This window comes from Nocardia sp. GCM10030253, assembly GCF_042675075.1.
Lineage (GTDB): Bacteria > Actinomycetota > Actinomycetes > Mycobacteriales > Mycobacteriaceae > Nocardia.
Window position 1 is genome coordinate 674,379 of sequence record NZ_JBHTDL010000004.1, and the last position, 16,106, is coordinate 690,484.

General features: G+C 65.7%; 14 protein-coding genes. 8 read left to right on the forward strand and 6 right to left on the reverse strand.

Annotation, left to right across the window (positions count from 1 at the left end):
• The first annotated feature begins 332 nt into the window (after window positions 1-332).
• Window positions 333-911 carry a DUF6508 domain-containing protein gene (locus tag ACFQZZ_RS07220; protein ID WP_378675705.1) on the forward strand — a complete coding sequence of 193 codons (579 nt, stop codon included), beginning with the start codon at window positions 333-335 and terminating at the stop codon, window positions 909-911.
• Window positions 912-1,022: 111 nt separating this feature from the next.
• On the opposite strand, the gene ACFQZZ_RS07225 is transcribed toward ACFQZZ_RS07220, so the two are convergent.
• The 3 genes from ACFQZZ_RS07225 to ACFQZZ_RS07235 form a co-directional block, all read right to left on the reverse strand.
• Window positions 1,023-2,168: an RNA polymerase sigma factor gene (locus ACFQZZ_RS07225; protein ID WP_378675708.1), complete on the reverse strand. Its 1,146-nt coding sequence runs from the start codon at window positions 2,166-2,168 to the stop codon at window positions 1,023-1,025.
• An 8-nt stretch (window positions 2,169-2,176) separates the two neighbouring features.
• On the reverse strand, window positions 2,177-2,584 hold the full coding sequence (locus ACFQZZ_RS07230; protein ID WP_378675711.1) for a YciI family protein: 408 nt from the start codon (window positions 2,582-2,584) through the stop codon (window positions 2,177-2,179).
• Between the two features lie 240 nt (window positions 2,585-2,824).
• On the reverse strand, window positions 2,825-3,538 hold the full coding sequence (locus ACFQZZ_RS07235) for a hypothetical protein (protein ID WP_378675714.1): 714 nt from the start codon (window positions 3,536-3,538) through the stop codon (window positions 2,825-2,827).
• 724 nt (window positions 3,539-4,262) lie between these two features.
• Between ACFQZZ_RS07235 and ACFQZZ_RS07240 the strand changes: the two genes are divergently transcribed.
• The 5 genes from ACFQZZ_RS07240 to ACFQZZ_RS07260 all read left to right on the forward strand — a co-directional run bounded on the left by ACFQZZ_RS07240 (window position 4,263) and on the right by ACFQZZ_RS07260 (window position 7,793).
• Window positions 4,263-4,790 (forward strand): RICIN domain-containing protein, encoded by a 528-nt coding sequence (locus ACFQZZ_RS07240; protein ID WP_378675716.1) that lies wholly within the window; start codon window positions 4,263-4,265, stop codon window positions 4,788-4,790.
• Window positions 4,791-5,049: 259 nt separating this feature from the next.
• The gene (locus tag ACFQZZ_RS07245; RefSeq protein ID WP_378675719.1) at window positions 5,050-5,481 is read left to right on the forward strand and encodes an SRPBCC domain-containing protein; all 432 of its coding nucleotides are present in this window, start codon (window positions 5,050-5,052) and stop codon (window positions 5,479-5,481) included.
• A complete protein-coding gene (locus ACFQZZ_RS07250) occupies window positions 5,471-5,812 on the forward strand; it encodes an ArsR/SmtB family transcription factor (RefSeq protein ID WP_378675722.1) in 342 nt (113 codons plus the stop codon). Before ACFQZZ_RS07245 ends, ACFQZZ_RS07250 begins: the two co-directional genes overlap by 11 nt.
• Complete coding sequence (locus ACFQZZ_RS07255) at window positions 5,809-6,297, forward strand: SRPBCC domain-containing protein (protein WP_378675725.1); 489 nt, start codon at window positions 5,809-5,811, stop codon at window positions 6,295-6,297. Before ACFQZZ_RS07250 ends, ACFQZZ_RS07255 begins: the two co-directional genes overlap by 4 nt.
• A 284-nt stretch (window positions 6,298-6,581) precedes the next feature.
• Complete coding sequence (locus ACFQZZ_RS07260) at window positions 6,582-7,793, forward strand: sigma factor-like helix-turn-helix DNA-binding protein (RefSeq protein ID WP_378675728.1); 1,212 nt, start codon at window positions 6,582-6,584, stop codon at window positions 7,791-7,793.
• Window positions 7,794-7,973: 180 nt separating this feature from the next.
• On the opposite strand, the gene ACFQZZ_RS07265 is transcribed toward ACFQZZ_RS07260, so the two are convergent.
• Window positions 7,974-8,954 (reverse strand): hypothetical protein, encoded by a 981-nt coding sequence (locus tag ACFQZZ_RS07265; RefSeq protein ID WP_378675731.1) that lies wholly within the window; start codon window positions 8,952-8,954, stop codon window positions 7,974-7,976.
• A gap of 606 nt (window positions 8,955-9,560) precedes the next feature.
• Here ACFQZZ_RS07265 and ACFQZZ_RS07270 point away from each other — a divergent pair.
• Window positions 9,561-10,751: a hypothetical protein gene (locus tag ACFQZZ_RS07270; protein ID WP_378675734.1), complete on the forward strand. Its 1,191-nt coding sequence runs from the start codon at window positions 9,561-9,563 to the stop codon at window positions 10,749-10,751.
• 182 nt (window positions 10,752-10,933) lie between these two features.
• On the opposite strand, the gene ACFQZZ_RS07275 is transcribed toward ACFQZZ_RS07270, so the two are convergent.
• Together ACFQZZ_RS07275 and ACFQZZ_RS07280 are read right to left on the reverse strand one after the other, a co-directional pair.
• Entirely contained in the window at window positions 10,934-11,857 is a 924-nt protein-coding gene (locus ACFQZZ_RS07275) for a LysR family transcriptional regulator (RefSeq protein WP_378676454.1), read from the reverse strand.
• An 866-nt stretch (window positions 11,858-12,723) separates the two neighbouring features.
• Window positions 12,724-14,238, reverse strand: a complete 1,515-nt coding sequence (locus ACFQZZ_RS07280) for a flavin-containing monooxygenase (protein ID WP_378675737.1) — start codon at window positions 14,236-14,238, stop codon at window positions 12,724-12,726.
• Between the two features lie 630 nt (window positions 14,239-14,868).
• On the opposite strand from ACFQZZ_RS07280, the gene ACFQZZ_RS07285 reads away from it, so the two are divergent.
• On the forward strand, window positions 14,869-16,101 hold the full coding sequence (locus tag ACFQZZ_RS07285; protein WP_378675739.1) for an MFS transporter: 1,233 nt from the start codon (window positions 14,869-14,871) through the stop codon (window positions 16,099-16,101).
• Window positions 16,102-16,106 lie beyond the last annotated feature (5 nt).

Genomic DNA, 16,106 nt, shown 5'->3' on the forward strand with positions numbered 1-16,106 from the left:
CGTTAGTACTGTGACAAGCAGCCGACGAGCCGACGCACTACGCATAGCCATCCCCCGTGTTATCGCATCGCAGATCGATCTGCACTGCCATGGTCTACTCAGAGTACGCACCACCACCGACAAGGAAGGCCCGCAGAGCGAAACAGCTTGCCCCACGGCGTATTCCGGGAAGCGATCCGGGACCACCACCCCGGCAAGGCTGATGCAGCGCGGCCAGCAATCAACCTGCCGCGCCAGACGTCGACGCGGTACTGCGCGGTTGATAATCCTTGGGGCAGAGTCGATTCCACACGAACCGAGAGGGAAGAACCTTGGCTGGATGGTGGAAGAGGTTGTTCGGCAAGAGCTCCGGATACGTTCCACCCGGCTACACCGAGGAGGAGATGGCCCGTATCAACGCTCAGTTCGACGAATTCAACCGCAAAGCGCGCCAGGCCGACGCCGAATTGCGGGCCAACCCCTACCATCCCGACCCGAGCGACAATTCCGGCATCGAATCCGCCCTCCGCGCCGCGCGGCCGGAAGCATGGCACCGACTGTGGTCCGCCGTCGACGAAGTCCTCACCGAGGACCCGGAGTCCCAGGCGAGTTGGCGGTTCGAGAATTCCGACGGCTCCCTGTCGATGCCCCACGTCGACTACAGCGACGCGATCAATCGAATGACCGAGACCCTCTATGCCGTCGATGCGATCGTGAGCTTCCCGTGGATGAAATGGGACTTCAAGAGTGCTTACCCGGACGGTCATGGCCTGGACACCGCCCCGGTCGCCGATGCCGCCCGCGTGCTCACGGCCGTGGTCCGTGGCGAGCGCTTCAGCGATGGCACAATCCTCGCGGCACTGCACGACGGCACCCTGCCCTCCGCTCTGCAACGGCTGCGCACCTGGTACGAGCAGCAAGCGAACCATTGATCCGAGGGTGTGTCGGGTCGTGCGGCTAGTGTCGACCTGCCTACTTACTGTGAGGCGACCGCTCTGGCCACGGGCCGCGCCAAGTGCTGCGGGAAATCCGAGCGCGACCCGTCAGCGACACCGGCGGGCGTTGAGCCGGGCGGCCTGGCGCGTCAGGTAATCGCGCTCGGCGAGGTTGGGTGCCTTTTGGGCCGCCTCGGTGTACAGCCGGGCCGCGGTCGCCAGGTCGCCGTCGCGCTCGTGGAGGTACGCCGCCACCGCAGCGTGGCGGGGCAGTGAGTCGTTCAGCGCCGCGAGCGCCGCAAGGCCGGCGCGCGGTCCGTCGGCCTCGCCGACGGCCACTGCCCGGTTGAGCCGGACGACCGGGCTGGCGGTCAGGCGGGCGAGCTCGTCATACCACTCGACGATCTGCACCCAGTCGGTCTCCTCGGCGGTGGGCGCGTCGGCGTGGAGTGCCGCGATGGCGGCCTGGGCCTGGAACTCGCCCAGCCGGTCGCGGGCGAGGGCCGCCTGCAGGATCTCGACACCCTCGGCGATCGACTTGGTGTCCCACCGGCCGCGGTCCTGCTCGGCGAGCGGCACCAGGCTGCCGTCGGGCGCGGTCCGGGTGGCGCGCCGGGCGTGGTGGAGCAGCATGAGGGCGAGCAGCCCCGCCACCTCGGGGTGGTCGATCGCGGCCGCGAGCTGCCGGGTGAGCCGGATGGCCTCGGCTGCGAGGTCGACGTCGCCGGAGTAGCCCTCGTTGAAGACCAAGTAGAGGACGCGCAGCACAGTGGCGACGTCGCCGGGCTGGTCGAACCGCACGCCGGAGACGGTGCGCTTGGCCCGGCTGATGCGCTGCGCCATGGTCGCCTCAGGCACCAGGTAGGCCTGGGCGATCTGGCGGGTGGTCAGCCCGCCGACAGCGCGCAGCGTGAGCGCGACCGCGGACGACGGCGTCAGCGACGGGTGGGCGCACAGGAAGTAGAGCTGGAGCGTGTCGTCCACCGCAAGCGCGGGCCCGGGCGCCGGCGCCTCGTCGACGAGGTCCTCACGTCGGCGGCGGGCGGCGTCTGCCCGGGTCGCGTCGAGAAACCGGCGCCAGGCCACGGTGACCAGCCAGCCCTTCGGGTCCTGCGGCGGGTCGGCCGGCCAGACGCGGACCGCCTCGACCAGCGCGTCCTGCACGGCGTCCTCGGCCGCCGCGAAGTCGGCTCCACGGCGGACGAGGATCCCGAGCACGCTCGGCGTGAGGCTCCGGAGCAGGGCCTCGTTCATCTGAGAGGTCACTCCGTGATGGTGGGCGGCGCGGCCAGGAACGGGCGCACCTCGAGCCACTCGTGGATCGGCTCCCCGCCCGCCCCAGGGGCGGCCGACAGGTCCCCGGCCAGCTCGACGGCGCGCTCGTAGCTGTCGACGTCGATCACCATCCAGCCGGCGATGAGGTCCTTGGTCTCGGCGAATGGGCCGTCGGTGACCGGCGGGCGACCCTCGCCGTCGTACCGGACGAACGTCCCCTCGGGGGCGAGCGCCTGACTGTCGACGAACTCGCCGGTCTCCTCGAGCCGGGCCGCGAAGTCGTGCATGTACCGCACGTGGGCCGAGATCTCCTCCGGCGTCCACTGGTCCATGGGCACGTCGTTGACTGAAGCCGGGGCGCCGCGGTAGTGCTTGAGCAGCAAATACTTGGCCATCGTGTTTCTCCTCGATGCTGGTGCGACCCATTTTGGTCACTTCACCGCGGGGACGGAGCCAGTCACGGGTTCTCGACATTTCCGTACAAATTTTTGGCTCTCGTAGAGAGTTCGCAACGCGGTGGCCACGCCGCAACGTGTCATGGGCACCCCAGCCGTCGGGTACCTGACCACAGTGTTCGAGCTCGAGGGCGGTGGTGATCGCGACGCCGGTGTGGTCGCTGACAGTCAGGGTCTCGGTTACTCCACGGTGGCCAGAATGTTGTTGGTGAGCCACCCCAGCACGGGCTCGGCGGGATATCCAGAGGCGGTCACGAAGATATCGTTGCAGCCGCTGACGCGTTGCATCTGGTCCCGCGCTTCACCCAGCGTCGCGGTGATCGACACGAAACCGATGGCTTCGGCAAGCCCCTTGTTCGCGGAGCTGGCCAGGAGATCGTCGAGCGAGGCCTGCGCATATTCTTCCGGCGTCACGGTGCGCGCGTACGAGTCGAGCAGTGATTGGTGAATGACGAATTCGACACTTCCTTCGTCATCAAGGATGGGGACGCGCTTCTTGCCGGTCACTGTGATGATCGCCGCGATGGACTCCAGGGGGATTGCGCCGATCTGTTCACCGCTCGTGGTCGCACGGACAATCATCTGGGCTCGACGGATCATGACGTCCGAGACGGAATCATCCTTCTTATACCCACCCGACAGCCGTAGCGTCGATTGGGTTGCAGCTTCGAGGTTCTCGCGTGCGAAGTAGAACGCCATGACGGTGCCCACCCATGTCCCGAACAGGGGTAGCACGGACGAGAACACGAGCTGTGAAACGCTGCCTTGGTCGCCGGGCTCTGCCATGGTCACGACAAGGACCGATAACGCGGTGATCGCCGCAAGGCTCAGACCGACCACCCATGCGGCCAACCTGGTTCTGAACGTGGTTTCCTTGGTGCTGCGGAGTTTCAAATGCTCGCTTCTCTCTCGAAAAGTTCCCGGTCCCGATCACACCGCGCACTTGATTGCGTCATCGGCGATCTCGCCAACCGCGCCCATTGGTTGCTTCCAGCCACACCGCGACCTTTCCGGCTCTTCCGCCAGAGCACGAAGCACATGTTTCTCGTTTCGTAGACGAGAGTCTTTCCGGTTATCTCTGCGTAGGCCGTCGGTGCAGTGCCGACCCAGGCGTCCGTGAACTCACACGCGGCATCACGGGGGCGATTCGTGCGCGGTTCGTACCCATGCGGATCCCAATCTGCCGAGGTAGACCAGCGAGACGGGTCTACCGTACGGCCACCTATTCGTTCTCAAAGGCAAGCCGGATCGGACACACCGAGCGGGAGCGCGGATCGACAGCTCGACCAACGATCAAGCCGCATCGGCTCGGGCATGCCGCGGTGGAAGCCTCCGGCCTGTCACCGAACATCCGCTCGTACCGCCTATCGAGCGGTTCGGAACACGCACGCGTCGATTACCGCGCGTCTGATTCGTCCCCAGCGGGCTAGAGGTGTCCGGGCAATCTGTCGCAGCGGCAACACGCGGAGAGCGGGCCGATGGGCGGCCACTCTCTGGGGTGATTTCCGCACCCCCGGCGGCCAAGCCACCTCCCAAGGGTGCCTTCTGGATCGAAGGCGTTTGCTCGAACATTAGTTCGGACAGGCAGATCGACAACTTCCACCAGAGAGATCCACACTTGACACACTTCATCAGCCGCGCGGCAGCAGGATTGTTCGTCGGAACGCTGACCGCCGTCGGCATCGTCGCTGTTCCCGCCACAGCCAACGCCGCGCAGCCGGACGACATCGTCACGATCCAGCAGGTTTCCAGTGGCCGCTATCTCGATGCGTGGAACGACGGCACGCACGATTACAACGTCGTCACCCGACCGAAGCAGGGCGACTCCAGCCAGCAGTGGCGCATCCACTGGGATGACAGCGGTACCGGGACCGGCACGGTGCAGCAGGTGAGCAGCCAACGCTACTTGGACGCCCACGAGATCGAGTCCCTGGACTACCGCCTGGTCACCCGACCTGTCCAGAACAACCCCACCCAGGTTTGGCACATCCAATCCATCGGCGGCGGAAAGTACACGATGCAGCAAGCCTCCAACAACCGCTATGTGGACGCACACGAGTACGCCGAGAAGGACTTCGGCGTTGTGAGCCGTCCGGCACAGAACAATCCGACCCAGCAATTCGTGCTGGTCGTAGTCGGCCACTGACCGTGAGATCGCCCCTGTTCCGCCGCATTTCTTCGGATGCGGCGGAACAGCTGCGTTTCAGGCGCCCGGCAGCGCCGGCAAGGGCTGGAGCCTTCTCGCCGTGCCCTCACAGCAGAGAATCCGCGGTCACCACCTGACATCGGGACTTGCGGACGTTCTCGATACGGATGGTGGGGGCACCACGGGCCCACTTGACGCAACCAGTTGGTTGCAATAGATTGAGTAGCAACCGGATGGTTGCTACTCATTGGAGGCTGTTATGGGATTTCCTGACCAGATCGTGCGGACGGTTGAGCTCGCGCACCCGCCGGCCAAAGTGTGGGCTGCGCTGACTACGGCCGAAGGGCTCGGCACTTGGTTCGGTCATGCGGCGACGATCGACCTGCGGCCCGGTGGCGCGGCGCAGATGTCGTGGACCAGCGGCGATAAGGCATCCATGCGCATCGAGCGGGTCGAGGAGCCGACGGTGTTCGGCTTCACCTGGCATATCTATGGTCTGCCGGAGGACGACCCGCGCCGCACCTATGTCGAGTTCACGCTGGAGCCGGTCGACGCCGGAACGCGGCTCACCATGGTGGAAACCGGCTTCGCTCAGTTGTCTGCGGAAAGCTACCGCGAGGCGTTCGACGGCAACACCAAGGGCTGGGCGAGCGAACTGGGCGAGTTGGTCGAATACCTCGATGCCGCCTGACATCGAGGCGATTGCCGAGCAGGTCTTCATCGCCTTGGCCGACCCGAGCCGACGCGGCATCCTTGCTGCGCTGGCCGCCAACGGCCCGGCCACGGCAACAGATCTGGCCGATCGACTACCGATCACTCGGCAGGCGATCGCCAAACACCTTGCGCTGCTTGCCGACGCGGGCTTGGTCACGGCCGAACCCGGCGAGCGGCGCCGAGTCCGATACCGACTTCACTCCGCACCAATGCAAGTGGCTCAACAGTTTCTGGCCGCACTGGCCCGCGATTGGGACGGCCAACTCGACGCACTACGCAAGCTTCTCGACGAAAAGGAACGATCATGAGTGATCAAAATTTCACCACTACCGTCACGGTAGACCGAACAACAGCCGAAGCATTCGATGCCATCAATAATGTTCGCGGATGGTGGTCGGAAGACATCGAAGGTGACACCGAAAAGATCGGCGACGAGTTCTTTTTCAACCTCGAGGATGTGCACCGTTGCAAGATGAAGCTGACAGAAGTCGTTCCTGGCGAAAAGGTCGTTTGGCATGTCTCGGACTCCTGGATCGACTTCATCGAGGACAAAACCGAGTGGGATGATACAGAGATTGTTTTCGAAATCTCCGAGAAGGACGGCGAAACCGAAATTCGCTTCACTCACGTGGGTTTGGTTCCCGCAATCGAGTGCTTCGATATCTGTTCGAACGCTTGGGGCTCGTATGTCACCGGCAGCTTGCGGAGCTTGATTACTACAGGAAAAGGCGACCCGAGCCGGAAAACCGATACCTTCGATACCGAATTGCTTAAACACCAGAAACAAGGTTGAGGACAATTCTGGCCCGGCGGAGACCGGGCCAGAGCAACAATTGGAGCGTCAGAGCAGCGCTGCTTCGCCACAATCCGGAGGGCGGCGGCCGGTCCAAAGTCTCGGAAGGCAGCCGCTTCGGCGGCTGTTCGGGGAGTCCACCGCGGCGCACGTCCCCCGCAAATCCGGCTTCGACGATGGCGCGTTCGGCTGCGAGCGCGGGAGCGGCCGGGATGTCGGTGCGCAGGGTTACGCTTTGCCACGTTGAAGTTGTGGAGTCGAGGTAGGGGGTTGCCGCGTTGACGATGGATCGAGACGTTGCACCGGGCGGCGATAGCCAGGATGACGCAGAGTTCGAGCTGGTCGACGACATCGAGGGGGATGTGTCGTTCGGGCTCGAGGAGATCAATGAGTTGTTGGGCGAGTTGGTCGAGATGCACGGGGATCGGAAGCGACGGGATGCGGAGATCGTGGGGTTTCGGTTGGGGGTGAGCGGGGAGACACCGGAGACGTTGGCGCGGATCGGGGCGCGATATGACTTGTCGCGGGATCGGATTCGGCAGTTGCATACGCGGGCGGTGGGGCAGATCATTCGGGCAGCGCAGTTGAGTGGACATCGGGCTGCGGGGGTGTTCGGGGCGCGTTATCCGGTGGGGACGCGGGATCAGCAGTTGGTGCGGGCGTTGTTGGTGGAAACGTATGCGACAGACACCGATATCGCGGCCAATGAGTTGTCGTATTTGAAGCTGAGGCTTGCTGGGCATGCTGGGGAGGACGCGCGGCGGATCGCGGGATTCGTGATGCAGCGGATCATGGCCTGGCAGAAGAAGACCAATCGGCGGCTGGCGAAGTTGCACAATGTGGAACCGTCGGCGACCAGCGAGGTGCATTCGTGGTTGGGACAAGTGGATTGGCCCGGGTCGGGTGTCGCCACTGCGCTACCGCGGGAATCGGCGCGGGTCGTCGACGGCGATGATGATGGGCGGGGCAGGTTCTATCTGGGCAAGGTCGGCCGCGAAGTCCCGTTCGACTCAGGGCTGGAGGCTCGGCTGTTGCGGACGCTCAACGCGAGCGATCTGGTCGCCACGTTCCTGGAGCAACCGAGCGCCATCGAATACCAAGTAGATGGCACGGATCGAGTCTTCTACCCGAGCATCGTCGCCGAATTGGCAGACAAGCGGGTCGTGCTGATCGACGTTCAACCGCTGGGACACGTTGGCTTTCATGTCAATCGGGCCAAGTCGGCCGCCGGCCGCGGGTACGCGCACGCCAACGGATGGGGATGGCTCGTATGGACAGGTAGCAAGCTCGGCCTGCCGGAACTGGCTGGGCGGCAGGTCGATTCGCAATCCGAGAGCGGCCTGCGCGAGCTGGTCGAGGATGGACCGGTGCGGTGGCCCGCGATACAGCAGCTGCGGACAGCGACCGGACTCGAGTTGCTCGACCTCGTCACTCTGACCCTGCGCGACGAATGGCGTTGGGACCGTGCACCATTCCGCTTGACCGCCGGGCACTGAATCGGCCGCGTCGATATCGGCCGTGCGCCAGGGTGACGCGCTTGTCGCAGTGCAGGCGCGCGGATGGATGAGGACGCCGGCTCGATGTTGGCCATCGACATAGATCGCAGTGACCACTGCTAGCCGGAGTATCGCCGACAACCCCGGTCACACAGTCACGCGCGGATGATGCCCTGGCCTTCAGCGCACCACCATCGCACCCGCCAAGAAGGTGACGATCAGCATCATGGCGCAGCAGGTGATCAGTTGCCAGTGACTGATGGTCTGTTGGAGGTTGACGATCGTGGCGCGCAGGCTGGTGTCGAGTCGGTTGTGGTCGGCGAGTCTGCGGTGTGCTTCGGCCAGTGAGTCGGCGTGATCCTGGGTGGATTCCTCGGCGCGCTCCAGGCGTGCGGTGAGCTTCATGATCTGTTTCTGCTTGTCCCGCACCGATTTCCGGGACAGGGCCAGCGTGGTGCGCTGATTGACCAGCTCTTGGCGTTGGCGGGCGATGACGCTGGCCTGCGTTCTGGTGTGGTGTTCCCAGTCGGTCACGGTTGCCCATCCTCCTGTCGTCACGTCGCGGTAGCCCCACACAATGTCACCGGTGACCCAGCCCCGAAGAAAGTCACGCAGTTCATACGGTTCGCGTTGTGGCACAACTACCGCACTGTGCTCGGCATCCACCATTCCGAGGTCGATCAGGTAATCGCAGGCGGGCGGCGCGAAGTCCGCGATCCCCACCGCGGGCAGATACGCCACCCAATAGCCCGGCGCGCACAGCCACAGCACGCCGTCGCACCCGGCCGCACGCAGCCGCGCCGTGTGTTGCTGTGCCGAATCCCGATCCAACGGCCCGCTGCGCACCTCGATGGCGAACTGACGGTCCCCGGCCCGCCAGTAGATGTCCACCGGCACGTCCCCGACGCGTCGATCCACCTCGGCCTCGTCGGCGCCGTACGCAAGCAGTCTGGCGGCCAGCCAATACTTCAGCCGCCGGATATTCCATTGCGCGTCGACACATTCCGGGCACCGACAGGCATATCCGGCCTCATCCCGCACCGGTCCGCCATCACGTCCCTCGGACACCCGGCCTTCGGATGTGCGACCGTCCGATATACCCAACTCGGCGAGCATCGCCCGACGCCCGCAAGGAGTATCTACTCGCTGCTTCGTCCTCACGCGACCACTCCCCTGCCCAAAACACCGCGGTTCTGGCGACCTCGATCACCAGCCATAGATCAAGAGTGCGTCAGACTCCCAGCGCCCGCCAGTCCCCTTTACCCCGCGCTCGGGTGCGCCACAACTGGTGAACTGCCGCCGACCAGGCCATGTGTGGTGCGTCACAAGGGATTTCGCAGCGACATACGAGAGCATCACCACATAAATTCCGGCGGATTGACACTTACCGCCATTTCGCGACGCGGCCGGGCCGCAGCTTCCGACACCAGCAGGCCGCCGACCTGGTACATCGCCAACCCACGACAAAGCCACCGGATCGTCGGGCAGCCTGCCGACCTTCTACCGACGACAACGGGTCCGCGGCAAGTCACCGCCGTCCGAGAAACTGGTACAGCCCCCTCGACATAGTCGCTCGTCTCGACCGCGATCTACTATCGGCGATCACCGCTGCAGCGATAGCGCACAACAGCGAGTAGTTTCCCATGCGAACGAAAGTGCCGCGGCCCAGCGAGCGTTCGTGCCTCGAGCCGCGTATCTACCGATCGACGGATAGAATCGGCCGGCCACGGGCGGAGTTCGGGCACATACGGGGAAGAAGGTATACGAATGGACCACGACGAGCAGGGTGGCGACTCGATCGGCGCGCTCTTGTCGAGCCTCGCGACGACCCTGCGTGAAGTCAGCGACAAGCTGGACGCTGTGGCCGCCCGCGTGGACGATGATCGCGATGATCGCGACGTGGTCGAGCGCCTTGCGAAGCTGGAGGCGTGGGCTTTTCGTGCCGGCGACGATATGGCGAAGCTGGATTCGCGGTTGGAACGCGTCGAATCCGGCGCCGCTCCGAGCCAAGACAAATCCGAGTCCGCTACCAGCGGACTCGATGCGGGCCGTCCGGATTCGTCGAAGCTGCCATCGCGCGCACAACGCCGCGCGGCGACCGCGATACCGCCTGCCGGTGACCAGTCCGAACGAACGCCGACAGCGCCGTTCGAACTTCCTACGAGTGCGACACGCCGGGACCCGGCTCCGGCCGTGACTCCTGATACCCGGATCGAACCCGCGGTGCCCGCCTTGCGCAACGCACGGCTCGAACCCCCAGCTCCCACAGCACAGAACGAGCAGGTCGAGCCCGCCACGATCACGCCGCGCGCGCCGCGAGTCGAATCGACGGCGACCCCGTTCCACAACGAGCCCTTCGGTCCCGCAACGCACAGCGAGCCGATGGGCACCCGTAACTCCCGGGTCGAGCAGGCACCGACCTTCGGCAACGAGCGCCTGGAACCGCCGGCCCCGAGCACCCGCAGCGAATGGCTGGAGGCCACCCCGAGCGTGCACTCCGAGCGGCCCGAGCCACGGAGCAGCGAACGCCTCGCTCCCCCCGCACAGGCATCCCGCAACGACTGGACCGAATACAGCACACCCGCCGCCGGCAACGGCCGCCTCGAATCCCCCACGACCGCACCACACAACGATCGGGTCGAACACGGCACCACCGGATCGAGCAACGGCCGCGTCGAATACAGCGCGCCCGCTTCGAGTAACGGCAGGCTCGAAACGCCCGCGCTCCGCCCCGATTCCGGCATGACCGCGCCCCGCAACGACCGCGAGGAGAACGTCGCCATCCCGCCGGGCGCCCACCGCGCCGCCGCCACCGAAGACACCACGCACGTGGACAAGCTGCAGGCCATGCTCGACGAGCTCAAGCGCAACGGCCCCTTCGGCGCCCGCCCCGAGACGCCGTCGCAGGGTGAAATGCCTGGTATCGACCCGCATTTCGCGGTGCGAACCGAGGGGTAAACCACGCACCTGCCGCTGACCGGATGCCATAGATGACACCGATCGCCATGCTTCGGCGGAGCGCATTTGCCGCAAGCGCCCCGACGTCGGCGTCGCGCTCGCCCGCAGTTCAGGGTGGCCGCGCGGCATCGGCGCGAGACAGAAGCTCGGTTCAGCCCAGCCGCCGATGAAAGGTCCGACTGTCAGTGGCCGTGCACGGGTTTGGGGTCCGCCGCATCCACGGCGCTGGTGAGGGCGGTGCGGATCAGGTTGCGGAACCAGCGGTGACCGCTGTCGGCGGTGTTGCGGGGATGCCAGGCCATGCCGATGGCGACCTCAGGTAGCGGTAGCGGAATCTTGAAGGCGCACAAGCCCAGCGCGGCCAGTGTGGTGGCGCTGAGGGCGGCGGGGGCGGGACAGATCAGGTCGCCCGCGCGGACGGCGAACAGCGCGGTGGTGAGGTCCGGGACGGTGGCAACGACGCGGCGAGTGCGGCCGTGCAGTGCCAGTCGGTCATCGATGGGGCCACGGGCGCGACCGAGGCGAGAGATGGACAGGTGCGCGGCCGAGGCGAACGCCGCGACCGTGACGCGGTCGGTGATGAGGGGGTGGCCGGGGGCAGCGACCCCGACCACGCGGTCACCGAGCACGCGTTGCACCGTCGTCTCCGGATCGGTGTGGTCGATGACACCGACCTCGATATCGACTCGGCCGTCACGTAACGCTGCGGTGCCTTCCGGACTGTCGGGCAGGAAATGCACTGTGACGCCAGGGGCTCGGGTTCGGACCGCGGTCAATAGCGGGGCGGCCAGTTCGGTCAAGACCGTGTCGCTTGCCTGCACGGCGAAGCTGCGCTTGAGCCCGGCGGGGTCGAGGGCGCCCCGCGGGGTGAGTAGCGCGCGCCCCTGCTCGACCAGCACGCTCACGTCGTAGCGCAACTCCAGCGCGCGAGGTGTCGGCACCAGATTGCGGCCTGCGCGCACCAGCAGTGGATCGCCGAGCACGCGGCGCAGCCGGGCCAGGGTTCGGCTCATCGCCGGGGCCGAGGTGTGCAGCCGCTCCGCCGCCCGGGTGACGCTGTGGGTGTCCAGCAGCGCATCCAGAGCAACCAGCAGGTTCATGTCCAAGGCTTCCACACCTGGATTATCACCAGTGGAAAGGCAAGTTACCAACATTGCACTGGCGATAATCCGCGCGACCTCCTGGCAGTGCGGTGGGACGACGCCGTCGTGCCGATCTCGAAATCCCCTGCCGGTAGGTCGTATCCACCCACGTCCACCCACGTGGTGCCGCGCCGGGCGGCGGCGCGCTTGGCCTTCTTCGATCTCACGACACGAACCGCGCGGCACGGATCAATGTTCGTCCCGAAGGACACGAACCGTGCTTCGATCCCAGCTCACGACTGTTGTACGCAGGACGCACCTATCGTTGGTGCCCCCGGCCGGCGCATCCAGCGATGGGCACGAGCTCACCCCGTGGTCGAAACTCGATACCAATGACATCGTCGATGTCATCGATCTGTGGCCGGTCCACGCGACGTCGCTCGACTCCAATGCCGGACTGCCGTGCATCAGCGTCGAGGACGGCCCAAGGCGAGCTCGAGGCGATCGACCTGGAACTCCACGCACAGCACGGCGGATCTCGGCGGGCACCGCGATCTATATCGGGCCGCATTCACTCCCTACGGCACGAATGCCTACACCAGCAACAAACGGGCACCATCTGTTTCGGTGCTCGAACTCGCCGGCCGGGGCACATTTCCTGGCGCTCGGCGACGCGGGCCTGTCACCCGATAGTTCGTGACGACACCCGCCATGAACATCCCGCGGGCCGGAGCGCAACGTGTACCGCACAGGTCACCGCTGTCGGCATCGAGCCCGTCCGTGCCACCGGCCGTCTCCTGGCTGGCCAGTGACGATTCGGCAACATCGGCTCGCCTTCGGCAACGGGCTGCTGCCGATGCGCGCGGCATGGCCTACATTCCGGCCGCCGCCTATGTTCCGGCCGACACCTGAATTCCCGGCGCGGCTTCGTTGGCCTGCGTCCGCCGCTCACCGAGGCCACGGTAGGACGACGGTTTGACAGTCCGGAACCATTGGGCGGCGCGTGTTCTCAGCGGTAGTCGGTAGTCGAGGTCGGCGAGCATCTCGTCGATATTGTGGATGGAGAACGGCGTGACGGCGGTGCCGTGCGCGTGGTGACCGTTGGTGCGTTCGGACATCCAGCTCAGGCGTTCGTCGACCTGGGTGCGCATGTCGTCGACCGCGGGCAGGGCGAGCCGACCGCGGAGCAGTGCGGCGGTCCAGTGCGCGGCAACCTCGGCATTGAGCGCACTGATCACCGAGGAGTTGTAGCCGACGAAGGTCAGGTTCGGGACGCCGACCGGCAGAATCTGGCGGTACAGGCGGAAATTGCCGTCGTCGTCGGTGAGCTGACGCTGGATGTACGGGGTGAGGAATGGGACGCGCTGATGGAATCCGGTGGCGCATATGACGACGTCGGCCTGGATCGCCTCGCCGGAGGACAGTCGCACGCCTGGTCCGTCGTCGCCCCCGAGCATTTCGGTGATGGTGGCATCGCGATGGACCGCGATGCGGCCCGCCGTCACCTGCTCGTAGAAGTTTTCGGTGGTGAGGCTGACGGTACTTTCCGCGATCTCCTCGAAGCGGCCCTCCGGCACGAGACCCAGCTCGCGCAGCTTCATGTGCTTGGTGACGAGTTCCTGGATCACATCGAGGTTGGTGTCGCGGAACGAGTGGCCGCGGCCGTGCAGGAAGCGTTCGAACCGGCCGAGTTCCTGATAGCGGAAATGCGCCTCCCCCATCCGGGTCAGCATCAGTCGCTCGTAGTCCAGGACGCGGGCCAGCTTGCGCGGCATCTTCCACAGCAGCCGTCGTGCGACCACATTGGTCGAGGCCGCCACGTGGCTGACCGCCTCGGCGATATCGCACGCGGACTTGCCATAGCCGACGACGACGACCGACTTGCCGCGCACGGATTCGACATCGTGGAATTTGGAGGCGGGCCCCAGCTGCCCGCCCGCGCGGCGGAAGCGGTCGGCACCGTGGAAGTCGGGAACCGCGGGATCGCTGAACACGCCGTTGGCGATCACCAGGTGGTCGCAGGAGGTGCGGTGGATACCGCCCTTGTCACGAATCTCCAGCAGCCAACCGCTGTCGACGGGGTCGGCGGCCACCACTTCGGTACTGAGCCGCAGGTGCTCGCCCAAGCCGTTGTGGTGGACGTACCCATCGAGATACGCCTGCATCTGCTGTCCGTCGGGCACGCGTGGGTAGTCCGCGGGCATCGGATAGTCCGAGAAGTGATAGGTGTGTTTGGTGTTCTGCGCGCGCAGCCCCGGATACCGGCGCGTCGCGCTCCACACACCCCCGACGTCCGGGGTCCGGTCGAATACCTCGACCGGAAAACCCTCCTGTCGCAATACCTTCGCGCAGGCGAGGCCTGCGATGCCCGCACCTACGATCGCGATGCGGTTCCCGCTCGTCATGGGACGGAGATTACGTCGCCATCGCCCGTGCGGCAAAGCCCGCCTTGGTTTCGCTCGACTGAACGCCGGGGTAACAAGCATCTTGGCCTTGCCGCGCGGCACCGTAGTGATATTGCGTACACGTCCGCGTTCGGGTTTCGCACCGGCAGGCGCCGACAGGGGGTATCGGGTCAGGATTTCACGCGGCACCGTGGCGCCTTCCATGAGCGAGAAGCCCGCGCCGATGCACCGGCATACCCCGCCGCCGAAGGGCAGCCGGGTGTTCGGCTCGACCTCCGCATTGCCACCGTCATGACGGCTTCGGGTGCGCTGTCGTCATCGACGCGCACCGCCGCGATAGCCTGCTGCGGATCGGAAGCCGTAGACGTGGCGGGTACGGGTGAGTCGTCAAGCACCGTCGACGCAGGGCAGGCGCGCCTGCCAGGTCGACCGGGAGGTCTTATCTCGATGGTCCTGCTCCGGTCGCGAGTTGTCTTGCGCCCCTTCGATACTGGCACGCGATGCCGAGACCGGCCACAAGTTGCGACTCGGACGTCCCCGAACCTGCGGGCTCGCGAGGCACCCGGGCACTGTTGCGCGACGCCGACCATTCACCGGGCATGAGGCCGTTGGTGTCGTTACCCTCCGGGAATGAGTTCGATTGCGCCTGTGCTGCGCGGCGCCCGAATCGCGAACTCACTCGCGTTCGGATTGCAGGGTTTCTTCTTCGCCGTGGTGCTGACTCACTTGCCGCAGCAGAAGGAGCGGTTCGACCTGTCCGACGGACTGATCGTCGGGTCGGTGGTGTTGGTGTCGCTGCTCGCGGGCTGCGGCAGTGTGGCGGCCGAACATCTTGCGATCCGCTGGTCGAGCCGAACCACGGTGCGCATCGGCCTGCTGGGGATCGCGATCACCGGCTGTGCGCTTGCGATGGCGCCGAACCAGATCGTGCTGCTTGTGGCGCTCGGACTATACGGAATCGCGGTCGGCATCGTCGATGCGAGCACCAATATGCAGGCGGTGTTCATCCAGCACGGATACGGCACCTTCATCTTGTCGTCGTTCTATGCGGCCTGGAGCGCGGGGTCGATCACCGGTGCGCTGTTCGTGTCCGGCTGCGAGGCATTGGACGTCACGTTGCGCGAATCGGTGCTGACAGCGGCGGGTGTTGTGCTCGTGATCGGGTTGGTGCTCGGGCCCCGGCTGCTCGGCACTCGGGAAGCCGAAGCAAGTCCGGCGGAAGTGGCCGCGACCGACGGCGAATCCGGAGCAACGAGGACTGTCCCGCTCTCGGCGTATCTCTTGTTCGGCATCGCCATGGCCATGGTGTTCGCGATCGACCTCGCGGTCGGCAACTGGTCCGCGCTTTACCTGACCGATGATCTACTGGCCAGCTCGGCCACCGCGGCCTTGGCGCTTGCCGCCTATCAGGGCACCTCGCTGATCGCCCGGCTCACCGGTGACATCTGGGTCCGACGCTTCGGACCACGCCGGGTGGTGCAGGTTGCCGCCTCGATCGGGGTGGTCGGCCTTGCGGTGGTGGTGGCCGCGCCCGGGCCGTTAATCGCCATCATCGGCTTCCTGGTCGCCGGAATCGGCATGCCGGTGATCGCGCCGCTGTGTTTCAGCGAGGCAGGACAGCTGACCAGCGGTCGCGCGTTGGATGCGCTGATGGCGCGGCTGAACTTGTTCAACTACGCGGGCACGCTCGTGGGTGGCGGTGTGGTCGGCGCGATCGCCGCCGGGTTCGGGCACCGCGCCGGATTCGTCATTCCACTCGTGTTCGCGGCGGTCCTCATCGCGCTCGCGCGCGTATTCCATTCGCGTTCCGAAGCTGGCAAGTTTCTCGCGTCGGGTGATGATCATGCTGTACTGGACAGATGAGCAAC